The sequence below is a fragment of the Xenorhabdus eapokensis genome, assembly GCF_001908105.1.
In genome coordinates this window covers 45,452-63,218 of record NZ_MKGQ01000009.1, presented here as the reverse complement: position 1 = coordinate 63,218, position 17,767 = coordinate 45,452, and the positions used below count along the sequence as shown (strand labels likewise).

The following is a 17,767-nucleotide window of genomic DNA, read 5'->3' as shown; positions in this document are numbered from 1 at the left end:
CAAGCGGTAAAATGTAATAAACGTGAGTCATAGTGGATTATTAATACGGATGCCATAATGGTGTTTTATCGCTATACGGTGTTGAAAAAATGAATTTCTTTTTTAAGTTAATATCAAATTGATATCTATTGAGATTTTTTTATGATATTGCTTATTTTATATTGCTATTTTGTAATTTTGATTGTCAGTCTCAAACATTTCAGTATTCCTTCATTTAATTACAGGAAATGACAATGAAATTAGAAACTTTATCCATCCACGCAGGTTATTCACCCGATCCAACAACCAAAGCCGTTGCTGTCCCGATTTATCAGACAACTTCCTACGCTTTTGATGATTCCCAACATGGTGCTGATCTGTTTGATTTAAAAGTGGAAGGTAATATTTACTCCCGCATCATGAACCCCACCAATGATGTATTGGAAAAACGCATCGCCGCTTTGGAAGGTGGTATCGGTGCACTTGCGGTCGCTTCTGGCATGGCGGCTATTACCTACGCCATACAAACTATTGCTATGGTTGGGGATAATATTGTCTCGGTGGCGAAATTATATGGCGGAACGTATAACCTGATGGCACACAGTTTCCCCAATATTGGGATTGAAACCCGTTTTGTTGATCACAACAATCTCGCTGTCATTGACACCCTGATCGATAAAAGAACCAAAGCCGTCTATTGCGAATCCATCACTAACCCAAGCGGGAATATTATTGATATCCAGGCGTTGGCTGATATTGCTCATCGGCACGGTATCCCGCTTATTGTCGATAATACCGTTGCAACGCCTTATTTATGCCGACCATTTGAACATGGCGCCGATATTATTATCCATTCCCTGACCAAATATATTGGCGGACATGGCACTTCGATTGGTGGGGTGATTGTCGATTCAGGCAAATTCCCTTGGACGGCGCATCAGGATCGCTTTGCAATTTTGGGCACGCCTGATCCTTCATATCACGGCATAACTTATACCGAACATTTTGGTGCGGCAGCCTTTATCGCCCGTTGCCGTGTTGGGCCACTGCGTAGCACCGGTGCAGCGTTATCGCCTTTCAATGCCTTCCTGATTTTACAAGGGCTGGAAACACTGGCATTGCGTATGGAACGCCATACAGAAAATGCCCTGAAAGTTGCACACTATCTGGAAAAACATCCGCAGGTATCTTGGGTAAACTATGCGGGGTTGCCTGCACATCCTGAATATAATTTGGCGGTTCGTTATATGGGGAGCAAGCCAGCTTCGATTTTGTCTTTTGGCATTAAAGGCGGAGAAGAAGCCGGTATCCGTTTTATCGATGCCCTGCAATTGATTGTGCGTCTGGTCAATATTGGTGATGCTAAATCTCTGGCTTGTCATCCAGCCTCAACAACCCATCGTCAGCTCAATGATGAAGAAATGGTGAAAGCGGGCGTTTCACGCGATCTGGTTCGCCTGTCCATCGGTATCGAACATAGCGATGATATTATTGCCGACCTTGCGCAAGCACTGGAGACCGCAAAGACGCAATAAAATCGTGGTTAAACGCGGTAAAACCAGAATATTAAAAATGTCTTATCCGGTAATAAAAATAAAAACAGGCTCAATAATTATGAGCCTGTTTTTTTTATTATTTATTCTATTGATTGGTTTTTAACGTGTAATCAGGCAGATGATACTTCCAACATCTTTCATAGGAACCGCTTGACGTTTATTAATATCAAATCCCATAAAAGAGCCAGGATTAAAGCCGTTTAGCTTGATACGTGTGTTATTATATACCAGCACAACGTTACGGTCGCCACTCACGTTTTTATTTATCAAATCCCAATCCATTATATTGTCAAATTCTTCAAGTAGAGTCGTACCATATTTCTCAGTGTAGATAGGGTCGTTATCAATGTCTTCCCCAGATACTGGCCACAAATTCATTATGTTCACTGATGAAAGCCCCCAACGCACGACTTGGTCAACGCCAGAAGGATTACTTGAATATTTTTCACATGAATTATCTTGTACTGTTAGATCAGGTCCAGCTATCATCTTAGAGCTAAAAATGCGCAGAGGTTTTATTGTATAGGTGTAGGAATGTATTTCTCCTGTCTGATTGTTAGTCACCTTTGCCCTTAATTTTATAGGGAGTAGTGGTAGCTTATTAGCATTGTCCTCGTCCTCCCTAAAATGGAAAACTCCCTTATTCCCACCAAAAGCGTCACTATATCTGAAATTCCCTGATTGTCCTGAGTCTATTCCATATAGGCCTGTTTCAATGGCTGGATCAACAAGAGGCTTATTTGGATCAATTCTTAGCTCTCCAAAAACACTCGTGAAGAGATTATGAGGTCCATTTTCATTACTCTTAAAGTAGCGATAGACTGATTGATTGTGCGAATTATAAATATGAAATCCAGCAGGCTGATCGACTGATTTAAAGTTTACAAGCGTGTTAGCAACCGCTTCCGGTTTGCTATTCTTAGTCACAACTTGCAGCTTGGCCTTGATCTTATCCAGACCAATGGAGCTGGTCAGGTTTGCGGTTAAATAGCCCTGCTCATCCGTGGTTAGCTTTTGGTTTCTGAACACCAGCTTACCTTCTTCTAACAGCTTGCTGTGGTCATATTGGCCGTTCTTACCTACACCCCAAATCACCTTATCATGACCTAAGGTCAAATGCGGTATGGGGTTACTGGCAGCATCGGTCACTTTGGCCTTATAGAGATAAGCCTTACGTCCGTCACCCTCAAGATCATCAGTCGGTGTGACTTCAATCCCTTCAATCTCAATGTCATCAATGAAAGCAACTGGGTTCTCCGCGTATGTCGTCGTCTTACCACCATCAATGGAGGCACCAACTTTAATACCTTTCGCAGGATTGGTACTGGTTAAGGTCGCAAACAACCGTCCCTCGGCATCCGTCGTGTCTTGCACTGACGTCCATTTCATGCCATCCGGCAGTTTCTCAGGATACCATATAGTATCCACTTGATAGTTTTGCAGTGGATTACCCGCTTTATCTTTGACAGTAGCCGTAAAGGTATAGCCATTATCCCCAGCAAGAACGGATCCCTTGACCAACGGCTTGACAGATTTAACGCTAAAGTCAGAAAGTAGTCCGCTAAAGCCAATAGTCCCAATATGTTTTTTGGGCATACCCGGCATTTCCAGGAAAACTTTCACATCTTTCAGCGGCTGAGAACTGGTTACTGTTGCCTGCAATTGCCCCTGATCATTGGTTTTGCTCTGTTTATCCCAATGCAGGGTCACATTCTTATCTTGTGGCTCAATAGACCAGATAACATCATTAAACAAAGTATTGCGAATAAGATCGCTATCGTTTGTACCATGCGCGAGCGTTGCCAGTAAATTATACCCCCCCTTATCACTATTGGCCGTAGTGGCTAATTTTTCAGCTTTAAATTGTTTGACCGTAAAGGGCTGCACGGTCACATTCAGAAGCGCTGGCTTGGTGAGCTTGCCGTTATTCTCTTCGGCAATCACATTGATCGTATGGGTATTCTGACCATCAGGAACATATTGAGGCAATACAAGGGCAATAAGATCATTACCGCCACCCACATTAGAAATACTACCGCCATTTTTCTTAAATGCCTCATCCGACTGCCACATTATGCGTTTAACGCGTGATTTTTCGTTAGCTGCCACCTGTATCGGGGTTGGCCATTTTTGCAGGCTATAACCTACGATAACGTTTTCTGGCAGCATCAATTGCAATTCTTGTGACTTCTTCCTGTAATCAAGAACAATATGGTTATTTCTTTCCACTAAGTCATAGCGACTGCCTGCCAGTGTACGCATAGAAGCAACACTCGCCGGCGAGAACTGATCACCAATGGGAATCCCAAACCGATAATTCAGGTTGGCCTGAAACAGGGTTTCACTGTGCCCGCTGCCGCCATATTTGTAATCCACCCCCATTGTTACCAGCGGGATCGGCGTATAATTCAGGCCAACTCTACCCAGACTGGGGTTTTTCTGTTTGCTGTCACGATTGAACAGCACAACGTTATCACCAAAGTATTGTTCAAAGCCTAACTTACCCCCCAGGTTTGGGTAAGCGGGTAAATAGAATTCGCCATGCAGATCAAAACCGTTAGCAGGGCGCTCTTCCCAATCCCGCTCTTTCAATGATTGACGCCAGTTGGTCAGACGCCAGTAGCTATTCGCAGAGAGTTTGACATAATCAGTCCAGGCTTCAGCTCCTACCCCAAGACGTTGGTTTTTACCAGTGACATCATGGTCAAAGAAAGTATTCAACCCATACATCCAACTGGGGGTGAAATAACGTCCGCCCAGACCGACGTTCACGGTATGGCGGCTGTCTTTATGGCGATAACCAAATTGGGAGAAAACCAGCCAATCAGCTTTATTGTCATAGAACGGAAGCAACAAATCCAGAGAACCGTTATCCAATTTGCCTTTTCTATCAAGGGCAAAATTAATTCTGGCTGTACCAAACTGCGATAACCATCGCTGAGTTTCGTTGGATATGGTTCCGTTAATTTTTCCTAACGCATAGGCTTTCGCCTGTTCTGTCAGTTGGGAAGGGGAAGACGACAAGACTTGGCTCACCGTCTGAATATTTTGTGCAATTAAACCGGCGGTTTCATCACCTCTCTCATTTAAGTTATTTGTATTTGCCACTGCTTGTTGTTCAGTGTTTCTTTCACCTATCGCCAATGAGTTCATTGAGATAAATGGCAAAAACAGTGAACCTATATAGAAAAACCACTTAATAGACTTATTTCTATTATAAAAGCCCATATATAATACCTCATGGAATATTTGATGTCCCAACACGCAATAAGAGTAAAAATTTAATCTTTTTGTACACTTAAAATAAGTTAGGATGCTTATTAATAACCTGCTTAATGAAATATTGTTATGAGCCGATAAGAGAAAGTTATCACTTACTGTTTTAATTCATTTTTAATGGATAATAATGACATAAGGCTCGAATCAGAATAAAAAGTTAGGCTGGATATTCAATACAATATGAGCAGGAAAAATTCCCCCATTAAAGCTATGAGGACGGGTGTCGTTGTAATACTCGACCGCACTGTGCGAGCATCTGTCTTCTTTCGGCTCCAACCTGGACCTCCCTTTTTCCATAAATCTTTTCATTCATAAGTATCAGTTTTTCTCGTTGTATCTCTTTGTCAGAAAAGTCTATAGTCCGCACCACTCAAGGTTATTGAGTGACTTACCTACTGCTTAAATCACCAAGATATATTCCAGTCCTTGGCATATATCGTGACCGCCATTCGGCAAAAATTTGATGAGAAGCAGCGCATTTCTGGCTGATTTTTTATGTGGAGACGACAGTAGTGAAACTGCTGCGCAAGAATGACAGTGCATTTGTACCTGTCACCGGATTGACTGTTTTTGCAATTGCTTCTGGTTACCTAATGAGCTTACTTCCGCTGTCAATGGCAAATTTCAGTATTGATACGGCTTATGCCAGTTGGTTAGCCAGTGCTTATTATACCGGTTTATTAATCGGGTCAATAATGATTGAGCCTGTTATCGCCAGGATAGGTCACCGATTTTCATTTATTGTTTTTTTGTTGCTTTTATCGGCAACTGTCATCGTATTACCTTTTTTTCCAAATAAAGAAATTTGGTTACTTGTGCGGTGCATTGCCGGTGTGGCCGTTGCTGGTATCTTTGTTGTGGTCGAATCCTGGCTATTGATCGGCGATAACCCCAAAGAACGCGCTAAACGCCTAAGCTTTTATATGACTTCCCTTTACGGGGGGACAACTGTAGGGCAATTATTGATTGGGCCTATCGGCACGCAGGGGATACTCCCCTTTATGGTGATTTCGGCACTGCTGTTTGTCGCGATTTTGCCCCCATTATTCGTTCGTCATGGTCAGCCTCCTGCTCTCCACCACCAAAGTATCTCGCTGAGAAAAATCACTGAATTCAGTAAACCCGCGATTGTTGGCTGCATGACATCCGGTATCGTTATGGGCACTATCTATGGTTTGATGCCTTTATCACTAAGTCAAAGTCATTTCAGTACTGATCAAGTCGGTGTATTGATGGCAGCCATTATTCTGGGCGGAATGGTCATACAACCGATTATCAGCAAGCTGTCCGTCATCATGAGCAAAACTTTCCTATTGGCAATGGTTTCATTATTGGGTGTATTCGCTGTAGGGCTGACTTATCTCTTTGAACATTACATTGTCATGATAGTGGCATTGGCTCTTTTGGGAATGTCGTCTTTTGCACTGTATCCCATTGCAATCACCCTTGCCTGTGACAAGCTGGATGCATCCTATATTGTAGCGGCAAGCCAAGCCATGCTGTTAAGTTACAGTATCGGTTCTGCCCTTGGACCACTGAGCGCAGGCCATTTTATGTTACAGCACTACTTTAAAGTTCAGCACAATGGGCTGATGAGTTTCTTTTTCATCGTGTTATTGGCTACTGCGATTTATATGTTGCTGGCGAGTTTGTGCCGCAAAGACCGTGTATTAGCAAGCTAATGAAAAATAAGCTAGATTCTTCCATACTGGTTATTGACAATACCAGACATATTCCCACCAAAAATAGAAGCTATAAATTATGTTAGCCAGTTGCATGTTCTTAACAGAAAAAATTAGAGATATGAAATGAAAATACAACAAGCCACCAACGCTGATTTTTTGACACTAATTCAGATTTGGGAAGCCTCTGTACTTGCTACGCATGATTTCTTGCCCAAAGCTATGATTGAGGTTTTACGCCCACAAATCCTTAACGATTATTTGCCCAATCTCACTGTTTATAAGGCGGTAGATGAACAAAATAATATCGTAGGATTTATTAGTACCGATCAACATCGTGTAGAAATGTTGTTTATTGCGCCACAAGCGCGGGGAACAGGGATCGGTAAGATGTTATTGCAATTTGCTATTAATAAGTTACAGATCAAAGAGTTGGATGTAAACGAACAAAATACACAAGGCGTCGGCTTCTACCAATATATGGGATTTCAGGTATTTTCCCGCTCAGAGCTTGATGGACAAGGAAATCCATTTCCTCTATTACATATGAAACTGGTTTGAAAGCCTCAAGATGTTAAAAAAATATATATAAATAAGATAAATACATAAATAATACTATTTACTATAAAAAATAAATAAATTTAAAGTAATGGCGTATTTTGTAAACATTGGAGTAGATTTTGATAAATCAATGATATAATGAAGCCTGTCTATCCCCATCACCTTTCAAGTTACAGCTTTGTCAGCTACGTTCATTCCCCTTAGTCACGTAGTTTTAAACACAGAGTTCGCTATATTCTTGGGGAACTTTTTCCCTTGCCACCGTGCTACAACTTGAAATCCAGTGGGTATAAATATTTTTTATTTTTGTTGAGTTTGAATATTAATGAGTAAATTACAACAACCTTCGCCTTCAGGAATGAAACTGTTTGCTGATCTTATCGGAAAACGTACTATGCCAGGGGTATATTGGCATTCCTCCAGCTATCGCGCTAAATTTGCCCTACGCAGTCTTCTGACTCCTGTTTCTACATTAAAGCTTTTGAATGGTATCACCAGAACGCCACATTATTTGGATATTCTGAAAAAACAACCCAGTTGGCCTTGTAAATTACATCGCCCATACTTAAGCATTAATTTTAAGCGCGACCAGATTGTCGGCGCCCTGAATGATCATTATCAAATATTATTCAAACAGTTAAAATCTACTGTTATTAGCCGGATTTTTGATGTTCATGATTATTTACTGGCAACCATTCAAGGAAAAAATGAAACATTTCTGATATATATTGATGCACTGGATAACCTGAATAAAGAAGGTGAACTCTCTCTCTATATAACTACCGCAGAGAATGTCACTCTGGCCAAATGCGCCTTCACTTTATTAACGATTGATCGCAAACAGACACTCTTTATTGGTGCACTACAAGGGCCGACTAAAGGGGATAATTCTCTGGAGATTATCCGCCATGCGACTAAAGAGTGTTATGGACTATTCCCTAAGCGCCTGTTGATTGAGGCTATTTGTCGTTTTGCCGATCATATGAATTGTGAGCAGATCTTGGCAGCCAGTAACGAGACTCATATCTACCGTAGCATCCGTTATTGGCATAAAAAGAAAAATCAGATGGTGGCCGATTACAATTCTTTCTGGGAATCGCTAAGTGGCATCAGAAAGGAAAACAATGAATTCCATCTGCCATCATTCATAGAAAGAAAATCTTTGGATGAGATCCCCAGTAAAAAACGCGCCGAATATCGTCGTCGCTATCAATTACTGGATGATCTGGAAAACAATATCAAGGCATCCCTGGAGACCGCCTGATTTCTACCAGAAAAAAAGACAAATCGACACTCAACGTGGCTTCGTCATTAACCAGGTAAGATGCGTTTTAATGGCGGGCCATTCATTGAACAGAATGCTATAAACGCAAGTATCCCTTATCGAACCATCTTTGGCACGTAAGTGATGACGCAAAATACCATCCAGTTTTGCTCCCAATCGTTCTATCGCCTTGCGGCTTTGATGATTTAAAAAATGGGTACGGAGTTCCACTGCAACACATTCCAGTTCCTCAAATGCATGCTGCAACAGTAAAAACTTTGCTTCCGTATTAATCGCAGTACGTTGGACAGAATGCGCATACCATGTAGAGCCAATTTCCAAGCGGGGAATATTCGCATCGATATTCATATAAGTTGTCATACCAACTGCCATCCCCGTTGCATTATTGATAACAGCAAAAGGCAACATACTGCCCTTGGCGTGCAGGGTTAAACGACGTTCAATTTCCGCATGAACATTGACGGGATCAGGCACACTGGCATACCACAGTTTATGTAGCTGTCCATCCTCAATAGAACGAACAAATTCATCATGTCTAGCATGTGACAAAGGTACTAAAGTCACACTTTTTCCGGTTAACGTAACCCAATCGGTTATTTTTCCCATAATGACATTCCCCCACATTTATTTCTATCACACTTATTTCTATCACACTTATTTCTACCAAGACTTAATTCCACCATTCTTATCGATCATTACGGAAGAATATATTCACAGTATGCACAGTTAAAAACATGCGACAATCATAAATAAGAGGCATTTCTCGCCTCAATAGATTTTCATTAAGGTGCCATTGAAGCTCTATTTCATGATATTTGTCACAATCAATTAACAAAGTGGTTCCAATAACGCCGGAACTGTCTAAATTTGATCATAATCTCATCCGACCACTTGGCTGTTTAGCCCCATACAGAAAACAATAATATTTTTTGAGCTACCAAATATTTGATGGAGAATGCAATGAGCAATTACCCTCACCTGCTTGCACCGCTGGATTTGGGCTTTACCACACTAAAAAACCGTGTATTGATGGGTTCAATGCACACTGGGCTTGAAGAGCATCCCGATGGTGCCCAACGTCTGGCGCAATTTTATGCAGAACGGGCTGCGGGAGGAGTCGCACTGATTGTGACCGGCGGTATCGCACCAAACCCGCAGGGCGTTGTTGCCGCAGGAGCAAGTGTCCTGAATAGTGAAGACCACCTGCCCCACCACAAGCTTATTACAAAGGCGGTACATCAGGCTGGGGGAAAGATTGCTTTGCAAATCCTGCATGCCGGACGCTATAGCTACCAGAAACATTCCGTTGCGCCTTCGGCCATTCAAGCGCCTATTAACCCCTTTATGCCTAAAGAAATGTCTGAGCATGACATCCAGCAGACAATAAAGGATTTTGCCCACTGTGCCCAACTGGCACAACGAGCAGGCTATGATGGCGTGGAAATCATGGGTTCAGAAGGTTATCTCATCAATCAGTTTCTGGTCACACGCACCAATCATCGACAGGATAAATGGGGGGGAACCTTCGAAAATCGCATGCGTTTTGCGATAGAAATTGTCAAAGCTGTCCGCGCTATCACGGGGGAACGTTTTATCATCATCTACCGCCTTTCCATGCTGGATTTAGTGGAAGATGGATCTAATTGGCAAGAGATTGAACAACTGGCACGGGAGATTGAAAAAGCAGGGGCATCCATTATCAATACCGGCATCGGTTGGCATGAAGCCCGTATCCCAACAATTGCCACAATGGTGCCCAGAGCCGGATTTAGCTGGGTTACACAAAAATTAATGGGGAAAGTCAGCATCCCTCTAATTACGACCAACCGCATCAATAATCCCCAGGTTGCCGAACAAATTCTCAGTGAAGGCTGCGCCGATATGATTTCTATGGCGCGTCCGTTTCTCGCTGATGCCGAATTTGTATTGAAAGCTGAACAAAACCGCGCTGATGAAATCAACACTTGCATAGGCTGCAACCAAGCCTGTTTGGATAGGATCTTTGTCGGCAAACTGACGTCTTGTCTGGTTAATCCACGCGCCTGCCATGAAACTGAATTCATTGCCACTCCGGTAAAAGCCCCCAAAACTATCGCTGTCATCGGTGCCGGACCGGCGGGATTATCCTTTGCTGTCACAGCAGCCAGCCGAGGACACCATGTCACGCTATTTGAACGAGACAACCAAATCGGCGGACAGTTTAATATCGCCAAACAGATCCCTGGAAAAGAAGAATTCCATGAAACCTTACGCTATTTTGAACGCCAATTAGCATTAAATGGTGTCAAAGTATGCCTTAACCATACTGCAACTATCGACCAACTTTTATCATTTGATGAAGTGGTCATCGCAACAGGGATTATGCCTCGCATCCCCAATATTGATGGTATTGAACATAAAAAGGTACTGACTTACCTTGATGTATTGAAACATAAACGGCAAGTCGGAAAACGTGTCGCCATTATCGGTGCCGGAGGCATTGGTTTTGACACCGCGGAATATCTCAGTCAAAACGGGCAAAGCACCAGCCTGAGTAGCCATGCTTTTAGCCATGAGTGGGGCATTGATCGGACAATTATGCATAGGGGGGGATTACGTCCCGAAGGTGCCCAGGTAGAGCGTTCCCCGCGTAAAATCTATCTGCTGCAACGCAAGGATTCCAAGGTCGGGGATGGCTTAGGAAAAACCACAGGTTGGGTACATAAAACCAGCCTGTTAATGCGAGGGGTCACTTTGTTAAACAGCGTTCAATATTTGAAAATTGATGATCAGGGGCTGCATATTCGTCGTGGCGATGAACAACAATGCCTGGAAGTCGATAATGTGATTATTTGCGCAGGACAAGAGCCACTGAAAGCACTCTACCAACCGTTACAAACAATGGGAAAAAGTGTACATCTCATTGGTGGTGCCGATATTGCCGCTGAGTTAGATGCACGCAGGGCAATCGCTCAAGGAGCTCAATTGGCGCTTAAAGCGTAGATCAAATCTCAAAGCAAGAACGGTGATAATTTATGCTAAACCCATTATCACCGTTCTTATTCCCGCTATTCGCCATTAACGCTGCGCCAGTTGATCAGCCGCTGAGCGAGACTCTTCGGCCTGACAAGCGGCTGCGGTAAACAGCACATCGGTAGAAGAATTCAGCGCAGTTTCAACAGAATCTTGCACTACACCGATGATCATACCCACTGCAACAACCTGCATGGCTATTTCATTGGAAATACCAAACATACTACATCCTAGCGGAATCAATAATAAAGACCCCCCAACAACCCCTGAAGTACCACATGCAGCAACAGCAGAAACTACGCTCAACAAAATGGCGGTTGGCAGATCAACATGAATATTCAACGTATTCACGGCGGCTAATGTCAATACGGTTATCGTCACTGCGGCTCCTCCCATATTGATGATCGCCCCCAAAGGAATAGAAATAGAATAAGTATCTTCATTTAAATTCATGCGACGACACATTGCTATATTAACTGGAATATTTGCCGCAGAACTACGAGTGAAGAATGCGGTTATTCCACTTTCACGCAAGCAAGCAAAAACTAACGGGTAAGGATTACGACGAATTTTCCAAAAAACAATTAATGGATTAATTATTAAGGCAATAAAAACCATACACCCTAACAATACAGACAATAATTGCACATAATCTAATAAAACATTAAACCCTGTTGTTGCAATCGTTGAAGATACCAATCCAAAAATACCAATAGGTGCAAAACGAATAATCACACGCAAAACTTGCATTACTGCTTCTGCTAGATCATGGACTATAAATTTAGTTGATTCTTTTCCATGACGTAAAGCGATACCTATTCCTGTTGACCATGCTAATATACTGATATAGTTGGCATTGATAAGTGCATCAATGGGGTTAGCTACTATATTGAGCAATATCCCTTTCAGAACTTCAATAATATTTTCTGGTGGTAATATCTGAATATCATTGGTCACTAACGTCAACGTCGATGGAAACAGCATACTACCAATTACAGCTACAATCGCTGCCAAGAAAGTTCCTAAAAGATATAGGAACAGTATGGGACGAATGCTACTTTTTTGGCCTGCTTTATAATTTGCAATCGCGGACATAACCAATACCCATACCAGAACAGGTGCTGCCGCTTTTAATGCTCCTACAAAAAGTGTCCCTAGTAATTCGACTGATTTAGCCACAGAAGGAGCCAACCATGCCAGTAATATTCCAGCAATTAAACCGATAGATATTTGTGTAACGAGGCTTCCTCGTATAACATAGTGTGCAAAGCCTTTTTGTTTTTTTTCCATAGTCTTTCCAATTGATATTTATACTTAATGAATCTGCCTGTATTTATATTTACTTTTTCAAGACAAGAAAATTTGAAAAGCCATAATCAATCCAACAAACAAAAATATCAACACTTAGTAACAAAATACTCACACTTATGTGATCAAAACGACAACCTTTGCCATTTCAAATAAATTAGCACATGCATTAACTTTTTAAGGCAAATCACTTTCCACAACTTAATAACAATTTAAAACCATTTAACCATCAAAAATAATCAGTTAAAAATGTTCACATTGTAAATGAATAAATAGTTATTCCTCTACATCACTAAAACAACTGAAATTTTGATGATTTGATATAATAACAATAGTTATTGTCAGAATAGGAAAATATATACCAATCTCACTTCAATATGCATGTAATATCTCCCCGCAAAGCGGGGAGAAATCAGGTTTCATATCGTGTTGTAAATTGCAGCTTGAAGTTTAATGCGTATAAACACCAGCCTTGCAATAAGGGAAAAACTCATATATAAAAACGATCTCTACAAAATAAAAAATGAGGATCAACATGTTTATTAATGTAACTAACAATCATCAAAATATAACAACCAATGAGATTAAAACAAACATTATTAAAGAAATGAAAGATAATAACTTTGTATATCTAAAAGCTGATCACTCTATGAAACTAATAAACAAATACATAAAGAATCGATCATTTGATATTGATAAATTTGTAAACAGCTGGAATAAGTTAGAACTTGATAAGTATATGGGTGACGGCGGTCAATATAGGAGAAGAAGATATTCAACATTAAGTTCCTATGTTAACTCAAAAGAAATAACACTCGAACCTCATCAATCTCACTTTCAAACAAAACACTATAACAATCTAAATGGAGATATAGAAAGGCATTATGAACCAATAAAAGACGAAATAATAAAAAGTGAAATCATGCAAGGTATTTTTCATTTATCACATGATTTATTTACAGAACTATCACCAAAAGGTAATTGGCATATAGAAACTCATCAATTTAGAATTGAAGTAACAGATAGTCAAATCGGAAAACCAACACCAGAGGGGATACATAGAGATGGTGTAGATTATGTTTTCATGCTATGCATAAACAGAATAAATTGTATTGGAGGCGAAAGTACTATTTATGACAAGAATAAAAATAAGTTAATATCTTTCACCATGAAAAATGCTTTTGAACTGGTAATGCTCAATGATAAAGAACTATTTCATGGAGTTAGTTCTATCTCCAGAAAAGATAAAGAAAAAAAAGCAGTAAGAGATATGCTTGTAATAACTTTCAGAAAAAAATAAGAGTAATAAAATGATTGAATTATTTGCTATTGCGACAGTAACTATTTTAGCGGTTATTAGTCCTGGAGCTGATTTTGCCATGATAACAAGAAATAGTCTTATTTATGGTCGTAAATCTGGGATTTACTCATCATTAGGAATATCTACTGGAGTCTTAGTTCATGTTTTTTATACTCTTATTGGCATCGGAGTATTAATAAGCCAAACACCCAGTCTTTTCTCTATAATAAGAATCGTAGGTGCATTATATCTAATATACATAGGTTATAATACTTTCATAAGTAAGAATACTGCTTTTGATAATAGTGAAAAATCAGAAATTATAGGAAATTTTGATTCTTTCAAGAATGGTTTTTTTACTAATGCCTTAAATCCAAAAACAACCTTATTCGTACTTAGTGTTTACACGCAAATTGTAAGTTCTTCAACGCCATTATACATCCAAATTTTGTATGGGATATTTATGTCTTTTTCTCATTTAATATGGTTTAGTTTTGTTGCTTATTTTCTATCCAGCAACAGATTAAGAGAAAAGTTATTAAATAAACAAAAAGCGATAAATATGGTTATAGGTATAGCACTTGCCATAATTGGTTTGTGGCTGATGATTTCACAGTTAATATAACAAAATCATTTCTCATAACAATTTCTATACATGAAGTATGTGATATGAAAACATTCACAGTCTCCTATACCTTTCTTCCAATTTGAAACTTTAGCTGTTCAATTGCCAACCCAGTCACATAGTCATCTTTGTGACTGGCATCTCATTTCTATGTCCTGTGACTCCAAATCTAATAGTATTGGACTAAAACCCATTTATTCACAACTAAAAGCCCTATCCATTACCAAAATCTTCTGTCTCGATACGGCTGATTTTGTTAAAGTGTGCCAGTCTATCTTTATGCCATCTTGAAGGGATTTCGAGATCATTTTATGACAACTGATATTAATAACTTTTGCTTACAAAGTATTTAATAGAAATTAACCATAAATGCACCATAAAAGTAAGATTTAATCCTTAATCCGTGTTTTAGGAACATTTGATGGAAATTGTAACAGACCTTATTTATGCACTCTGGCACCAAGATTACGAAACACTGGCTAATCCGTCGTTGGTATGGGTAATCTACATACTGCTATTTACCATCCTGTTTCTGGAAAACGGGATATTACCTGCGGCCTTTTTACCAGGCGATAGCCTGTTGATATTAGTCGGTGTCTTAATTGCAAAAGAAACCATGAGTTTCCCTGTAACATTAGTCATTCTCACCACCGGAGCCAGCCTCGGCTGTTGGATCGGATATCTTCAGGGAAAATGGCTTGGCAATACAAAATTAGTTCAGGGCTGGCTATCACATCTTCCTGCACATTATCATCAACGCGCACATAACTTATTCCATCGTCATGGCTTATCTGCCTTACTGATAGGTCGTTTTCTCGCTTTTATCAGGACATTGTTGCCAACACTGGCAGGACTTGCTGGGCTAAAAAATGGACGTTTTCAAATATTCAATTGGCTTAGCGGGTTCATATGGGTGGTTATTCTAACAACATTAGGTTATGCCCTTGGTAAAAGTCCTCTGTTCCGCCAGTATGAAGAATATCTGATGAGTTTTTTGATTTTGTTACCTGTGTGTCTATTGCTCATCGGGTTAATTGGCAGCCTGACTGTTATTTGGCGCAAAAAGCGCGCTAATAAACCTCTATCATAACGTTTTATTTTCCCTTTAGTTTCCCTGTGGTATGGTCGCGAAATATACCACAGGGAATTGATCTTTTGGTTCATCTAACTTTATCTATTCATCTTTGTCTCACAGCGACAGTCCTACTGTACTGCAGAACGCTTACTTGGATATCTCAACCATATTACTTAGTCTATCGTTCGGGAGTATTATGTTCTCCTTTTTGATGGTAAACTGAATTTTTTCACCTATACATTTTGCTCTTCGCAGAATCCGATAGGAGCAGAGAGGAATATCGGTCCAGTTTTGGCTGGCACCGTTGGTTTGCTGGTAGGTCTGGTTCATCACGAACGCTACTTCGTCGGAATCTCTAAGTTTCAGCACATCAGGAGAAAATAGCCTGACTGCATCATGGCTATCGCTGCTTCGACCAACCCAACCTTGCGTCTCGACAGCATTACCCACACCATAGTGCTTTCCCTGCCTACGGTAATCCTCGATCACATAGGGTTGTACACTATCGTCAGGGGCTTGCCAGTAAACCTTTTCGCGCACACGAACGTTTTTATGTCTTAGGTCCTCCAATACACCAGTACTGCTCGTCCAGATCAAATCGTGAGTAATGTGGCCACCGGCACCTTTTCTCATGTTGAGTGTATGGAATCCGATTATCTTGGGAGCTAATAGTTCAAGCAACCTAGGGCATTCTCTGATCAAATAGCTCCTCGTTTTTGAGTACTTCTTCCACCGTTCGGGTGATACTTTACTCATCACTGATACCAACTGTTCCACCCGGAAAGTATTCCCCCTACTGACCAGATTGACGACATCATGTAACTCACTATGTCGGATACGCTCATAGTGGGGGTTATCAGTTCTTAAAACTTTTTCAAATTCGGTAACCTGGAACATATGTTTCCTCCTGCAAACTCGTCTGGTTCACTGTCATTCAGCCAAAAAACATTATCACTTAATGTAAATCCGTGACAATTTTTCATCTATTCATACTTTCATCTCCTGATAAAAGCGTCTATGGTTGAAATTCATCCATCGTATATTTAAGGAGACAGGAAATGCCACAAAAGAAAAGCTCTGAAGATCTACGTGCTGAATTACAATCTCTTGCAGATACGCTAGAAGAAGTCCTCAATAGCTCCAGTGAAAACTCAAAAGCAGAGCTGGAAAAACTACGCAGCAAGGCAGAAAGAACGCTGAAAAATGCGCGTATGACGCTCAGTGAAGCGAGTGAGAAGCTGGTAGGTCAAACTAAAGAAATTGCAGGTCATGCGGATAGTTATGTTCGCGAAAATCCGTGGGCTGGTGTCGGTATAGGTGCTGCAATTGGGGTTGTATTGGGCGTTCTGCTTTCAAGGCGCTAATATGACCCAATCCTCTCACTCGAAAGGCCCTGGAAAAGGGCTATTTGATGCTGTACGGCGAGTAGCAGCAATTGCTGTTCATATAGTTGAAACTCGTATCCAACTCATTGCCGTTGAGTTGGAAGAGGGAACCGCAACACTGATACAATTGCTACTGCTGGTAGGATTGACATTATTATTCGCGGGCTTTGGTCTGATGTGCCTATTGCTGCTGATATTCTGGGCCACTGATCCAGCCTACCGAATAACGGCAATCGCTATCACGGCCGGAATGTTACTGCTCCTCGCCGTAGTTAGTGCAATATGGACGATAAAAAAGGCTCGAAAACTGACCTTTCTTAACGCAACTCGAACGCAATTGCATGTTGACCGCAAAATGCTGGAGGATGATTCTCATGAATAAATCGGGCTATCACCAGCGGAAGTTGCGAAAGCAGCAGCTATTAAAAGAGATCCAGCAACAGCGACAGTTAATTGCTGCATATAGCCGGAACTGGCTTGAAGTGATACAACCGTATGATAAGTTTTGGCAAACTCTTGTTGCTTTTAAGCCCTATGTTGCCATCGGTTCTGGCCTTGCCCTTCTTTATGGACTCCGCCATCCCAGGCAGTTTTATCGCTGGTCACGTCATATAATCAACATATTAGGGATCATTAAAATCGTACGAAACACCCTATACAAACATTAACATCAACGAACTTCTTCAAAAAAACTGCATGAAATAGTTAATATTCCTTACT

At 40.8% G+C, this 17,767-nt stretch carries 15 protein-coding genes; 11 read left to right on the top strand and 4 right to left on the bottom strand.

Annotated elements, in window-relative coordinates:
• The first annotated feature begins 233 nt into the window (after positions 1 to 233).
• On the top strand, positions 234 to 1,514 hold the full coding sequence (locus Xedl_RS08630) for a bifunctional O-acetylhomoserine aminocarboxypropyltransferase/cysteine synthase (protein ID WP_074023410.1): 1,281 nt from the start codon (positions 234 to 236) through the stop codon (positions 1,512 to 1,514).
• A gap of 120 nt (positions 1,515 to 1,634) precedes the next feature.
• Here Xedl_RS08630 and Xedl_RS08625 read toward each other — a convergent pair whose 3' ends face one another.
• The gene (locus Xedl_RS08625; protein WP_074023409.1) at positions 1,635 to 4,763 is read right to left on the bottom strand and encodes an inverse autotransporter beta domain-containing protein; all 3,129 of its coding nucleotides are present in this window, start codon (positions 4,761 to 4,763) and stop codon (positions 1,635 to 1,637) included.
• A 563-nt stretch (positions 4,764 to 5,326) separates the two neighbouring features.
• Here Xedl_RS08625 and Xedl_RS08620 point away from each other — a divergent pair.
• From Xedl_RS08620 to Xedl_RS08610, 3 genes are all read left to right on the top strand, one after another.
• Positions 5,327 to 6,496, top strand: coding sequence for an MFS transporter (locus Xedl_RS08620; RefSeq protein WP_074023408.1), 1,170 nt, complete (start codon positions 5,327 to 5,329; stop codon positions 6,494 to 6,496).
• Positions 6,497 to 6,622: 126 nt separating this feature from the next.
• Entirely contained in the window at positions 6,623 to 7,057 is a 435-nt protein-coding gene (locus tag Xedl_RS08615; RefSeq protein WP_074023407.1) for an acetyltransferase, read from the top strand.
• Positions 7,058 to 7,382: 325 nt separating this feature from the next.
• Positions 7,383 to 8,321, top strand: a complete 939-nt coding sequence (locus Xedl_RS08610) for a VirK/YbjX family protein (RefSeq protein ID WP_074023406.1) — start codon at positions 7,383 to 7,385, stop codon at positions 8,319 to 8,321.
• Between the two features lie 30 nt (positions 8,322 to 8,351).
• Here Xedl_RS08610 and Xedl_RS08605 read toward each other — a convergent pair whose 3' ends face one another.
• Positions 8,352 to 8,948 (bottom strand): GNAT family N-acetyltransferase, encoded by a 597-nt coding sequence (locus tag Xedl_RS08605; RefSeq protein WP_074023405.1) that lies wholly within the window; start codon positions 8,946 to 8,948, stop codon positions 8,352 to 8,354.
• Between the two features lie 354 nt (positions 8,949 to 9,302).
• On the opposite strand from Xedl_RS08605, the gene Xedl_RS08600 reads away from it, so the two are divergent.
• Complete coding sequence (locus Xedl_RS08600) at positions 9,303 to 11,324, top strand: NADPH-dependent 2,4-dienoyl-CoA reductase (protein ID WP_074023404.1); 2,022 nt, start codon at positions 9,303 to 9,305, stop codon at positions 11,322 to 11,324.
• A gap of 75 nt (positions 11,325 to 11,399) precedes the next feature.
• Here the strand turns inward: Xedl_RS08600 and sstT are convergent, their stop codons facing one another.
• Positions 11,400 to 12,644 (bottom strand): serine/threonine transporter SstT, encoded by a 1,245-nt coding sequence (gene sstT / locus Xedl_RS08595; protein WP_074023403.1) that lies wholly within the window; start codon positions 12,642 to 12,644, stop codon positions 11,400 to 11,402.
• Between the two features lie 553 nt (positions 12,645 to 13,197).
• On the opposite strand from sstT, the gene Xedl_RS08590 reads away from it, so the two are divergent.
• The 3 genes from Xedl_RS08590 to Xedl_RS08580 all read left to right on the top strand — a co-directional run bounded on the left by Xedl_RS08590 (position 13,198) and on the right by Xedl_RS08580 (position 15,677).
• Positions 13,198 to 13,962 carry a 2OG-Fe dioxygenase family protein gene (locus Xedl_RS08590; protein ID WP_158024354.1) on the top strand — a complete coding sequence of 255 codons (765 nt, stop codon included), beginning with the start codon at positions 13,198 to 13,200 and terminating at the stop codon, positions 13,960 to 13,962.
• A gap of 10 nt (positions 13,963 to 13,972) precedes the next feature.
• Positions 13,973 to 14,587, top strand: coding sequence for a LysE family translocator (locus tag Xedl_RS08585; protein WP_074023401.1), 615 nt, complete (start codon positions 13,973 to 13,975; stop codon positions 14,585 to 14,587).
• Between the two features lie 421 nt (positions 14,588 to 15,008).
• Positions 15,009 to 15,677, top strand: a complete 669-nt coding sequence (locus tag Xedl_RS08580) for a DedA family protein (protein WP_074023400.1) — start codon at positions 15,009 to 15,011, stop codon at positions 15,675 to 15,677.
• Between the two features lie 132 nt (positions 15,678 to 15,809).
• On the opposite strand, the gene Xedl_RS08575 is transcribed toward Xedl_RS08580, so the two are convergent.
• Positions 15,810 to 16,559, bottom strand: coding sequence for a hypothetical protein (locus Xedl_RS08575; protein WP_074023399.1), 750 nt, complete (start codon positions 16,557 to 16,559; stop codon positions 15,810 to 15,812).
• A 161-nt stretch (positions 16,560 to 16,720) separates the two neighbouring features.
• On the opposite strand from Xedl_RS08575, the gene Xedl_RS08570 reads away from it, so the two are divergent.
• From Xedl_RS08570 to Xedl_RS08560, 3 genes are read left to right on the top strand one after another with little or no spacing between them, the layout of a single operon-like run.
• Positions 16,721 to 17,026 carry an ElaB/YgaM/YqjD family protein gene (locus tag Xedl_RS08570; protein ID WP_074023398.1) on the top strand — a complete coding sequence of 102 codons (306 nt, stop codon included), beginning with the start codon at positions 16,721 to 16,723 and terminating at the stop codon, positions 17,024 to 17,026.
• A gap of 1 nt (position 17,027) precedes the next feature.
• Positions 17,028 to 17,429 (top strand): phage holin family protein, encoded by a 402-nt coding sequence (locus Xedl_RS08565; RefSeq protein ID WP_074023397.1) that lies wholly within the window; start codon positions 17,028 to 17,030, stop codon positions 17,427 to 17,429.
• On the top strand, positions 17,422 to 17,715 hold the full coding sequence (locus Xedl_RS08560) for a YqjK-like family protein (RefSeq protein WP_074023396.1): 294 nt from the start codon (positions 17,422 to 17,424) through the stop codon (positions 17,713 to 17,715). The genes Xedl_RS08565 and Xedl_RS08560 overlap by 8 nt, the downstream gene beginning before the upstream one ends.
• Positions 17,716 to 17,767 lie beyond the last annotated feature (52 nt).

Bases quoted from the DNA above. Each gene is read 5' to 3' on its own strand.
- Xedl_RS08630 (WP_074023410.1), top strand. From the start codon at position 234: ATGAAATTAGAAACTTTATCCATCCACGCAGGTTATTCACCCGATCCA.
- Xedl_RS08625 (WP_074023409.1), bottom strand. From the start codon at position 4,763: ATGGGCTTTTATAATAGAAATAAGTCTATTAAGTGGTTTTTCTATATA.
- Xedl_RS08615 (WP_074023407.1), top strand. From the start codon at position 6,623: ATGAAAATACAACAAGCCACCAACGCTGATTTTTTGACACTAATTCAG.
- Xedl_RS08610 (WP_074023406.1), top strand. From the start codon at position 7,383: ATGAGTAAATTACAACAACCTTCGCCTTCAGGAATGAAACTGTTTGCT.
- Xedl_RS08605 (WP_074023405.1), bottom strand. From the start codon at position 8,948: ATGGGAAAAATAACCGATTGGGTTACGTTAACCGGAAAAAGTGTGACT.
- Xedl_RS08600 (WP_074023404.1), top strand. From the start codon at position 9,303: ATGAGCAATTACCCTCACCTGCTTGCACCGCTGGATTTGGGCTTTACC.
- sstT (WP_074023403.1), bottom strand. From the start codon at position 12,644: ATGGAAAAAAAACAAAAAGGCTTTGCACACTATGTTATACGAGGAAGC.
- Xedl_RS08590 (WP_158024354.1), top strand. From the start codon at position 13,198: ATGTTTATTAATGTAACTAACAATCATCAAAATATAACAACCAATGAG.
- Xedl_RS08585 (WP_074023401.1), top strand. From the start codon at position 13,973: ATGATTGAATTATTTGCTATTGCGACAGTAACTATTTTAGCGGTTATT.
- Xedl_RS08580 (WP_074023400.1), top strand. From the start codon at position 15,009: ATGGAAATTGTAACAGACCTTATTTATGCACTCTGGCACCAAGATTAC.
- Xedl_RS08575 (WP_074023399.1), bottom strand. From the start codon at position 16,559: ATGTTCCAGGTTACCGAATTTGAAAAAGTTTTAAGAACTGATAACCCC.
- Xedl_RS08570 (WP_074023398.1), top strand. From the start codon at position 16,721: ATGCCACAAAAGAAAAGCTCTGAAGATCTACGTGCTGAATTACAATCT.
- Xedl_RS08565 (WP_074023397.1), top strand. From the start codon at position 17,028: ATGACCCAATCCTCTCACTCGAAAGGCCCTGGAAAAGGGCTATTTGAT.
- Xedl_RS08560 (WP_074023396.1), top strand. From the start codon at position 17,422: ATGAATAAATCGGGCTATCACCAGCGGAAGTTGCGAAAGCAGCAGCTA.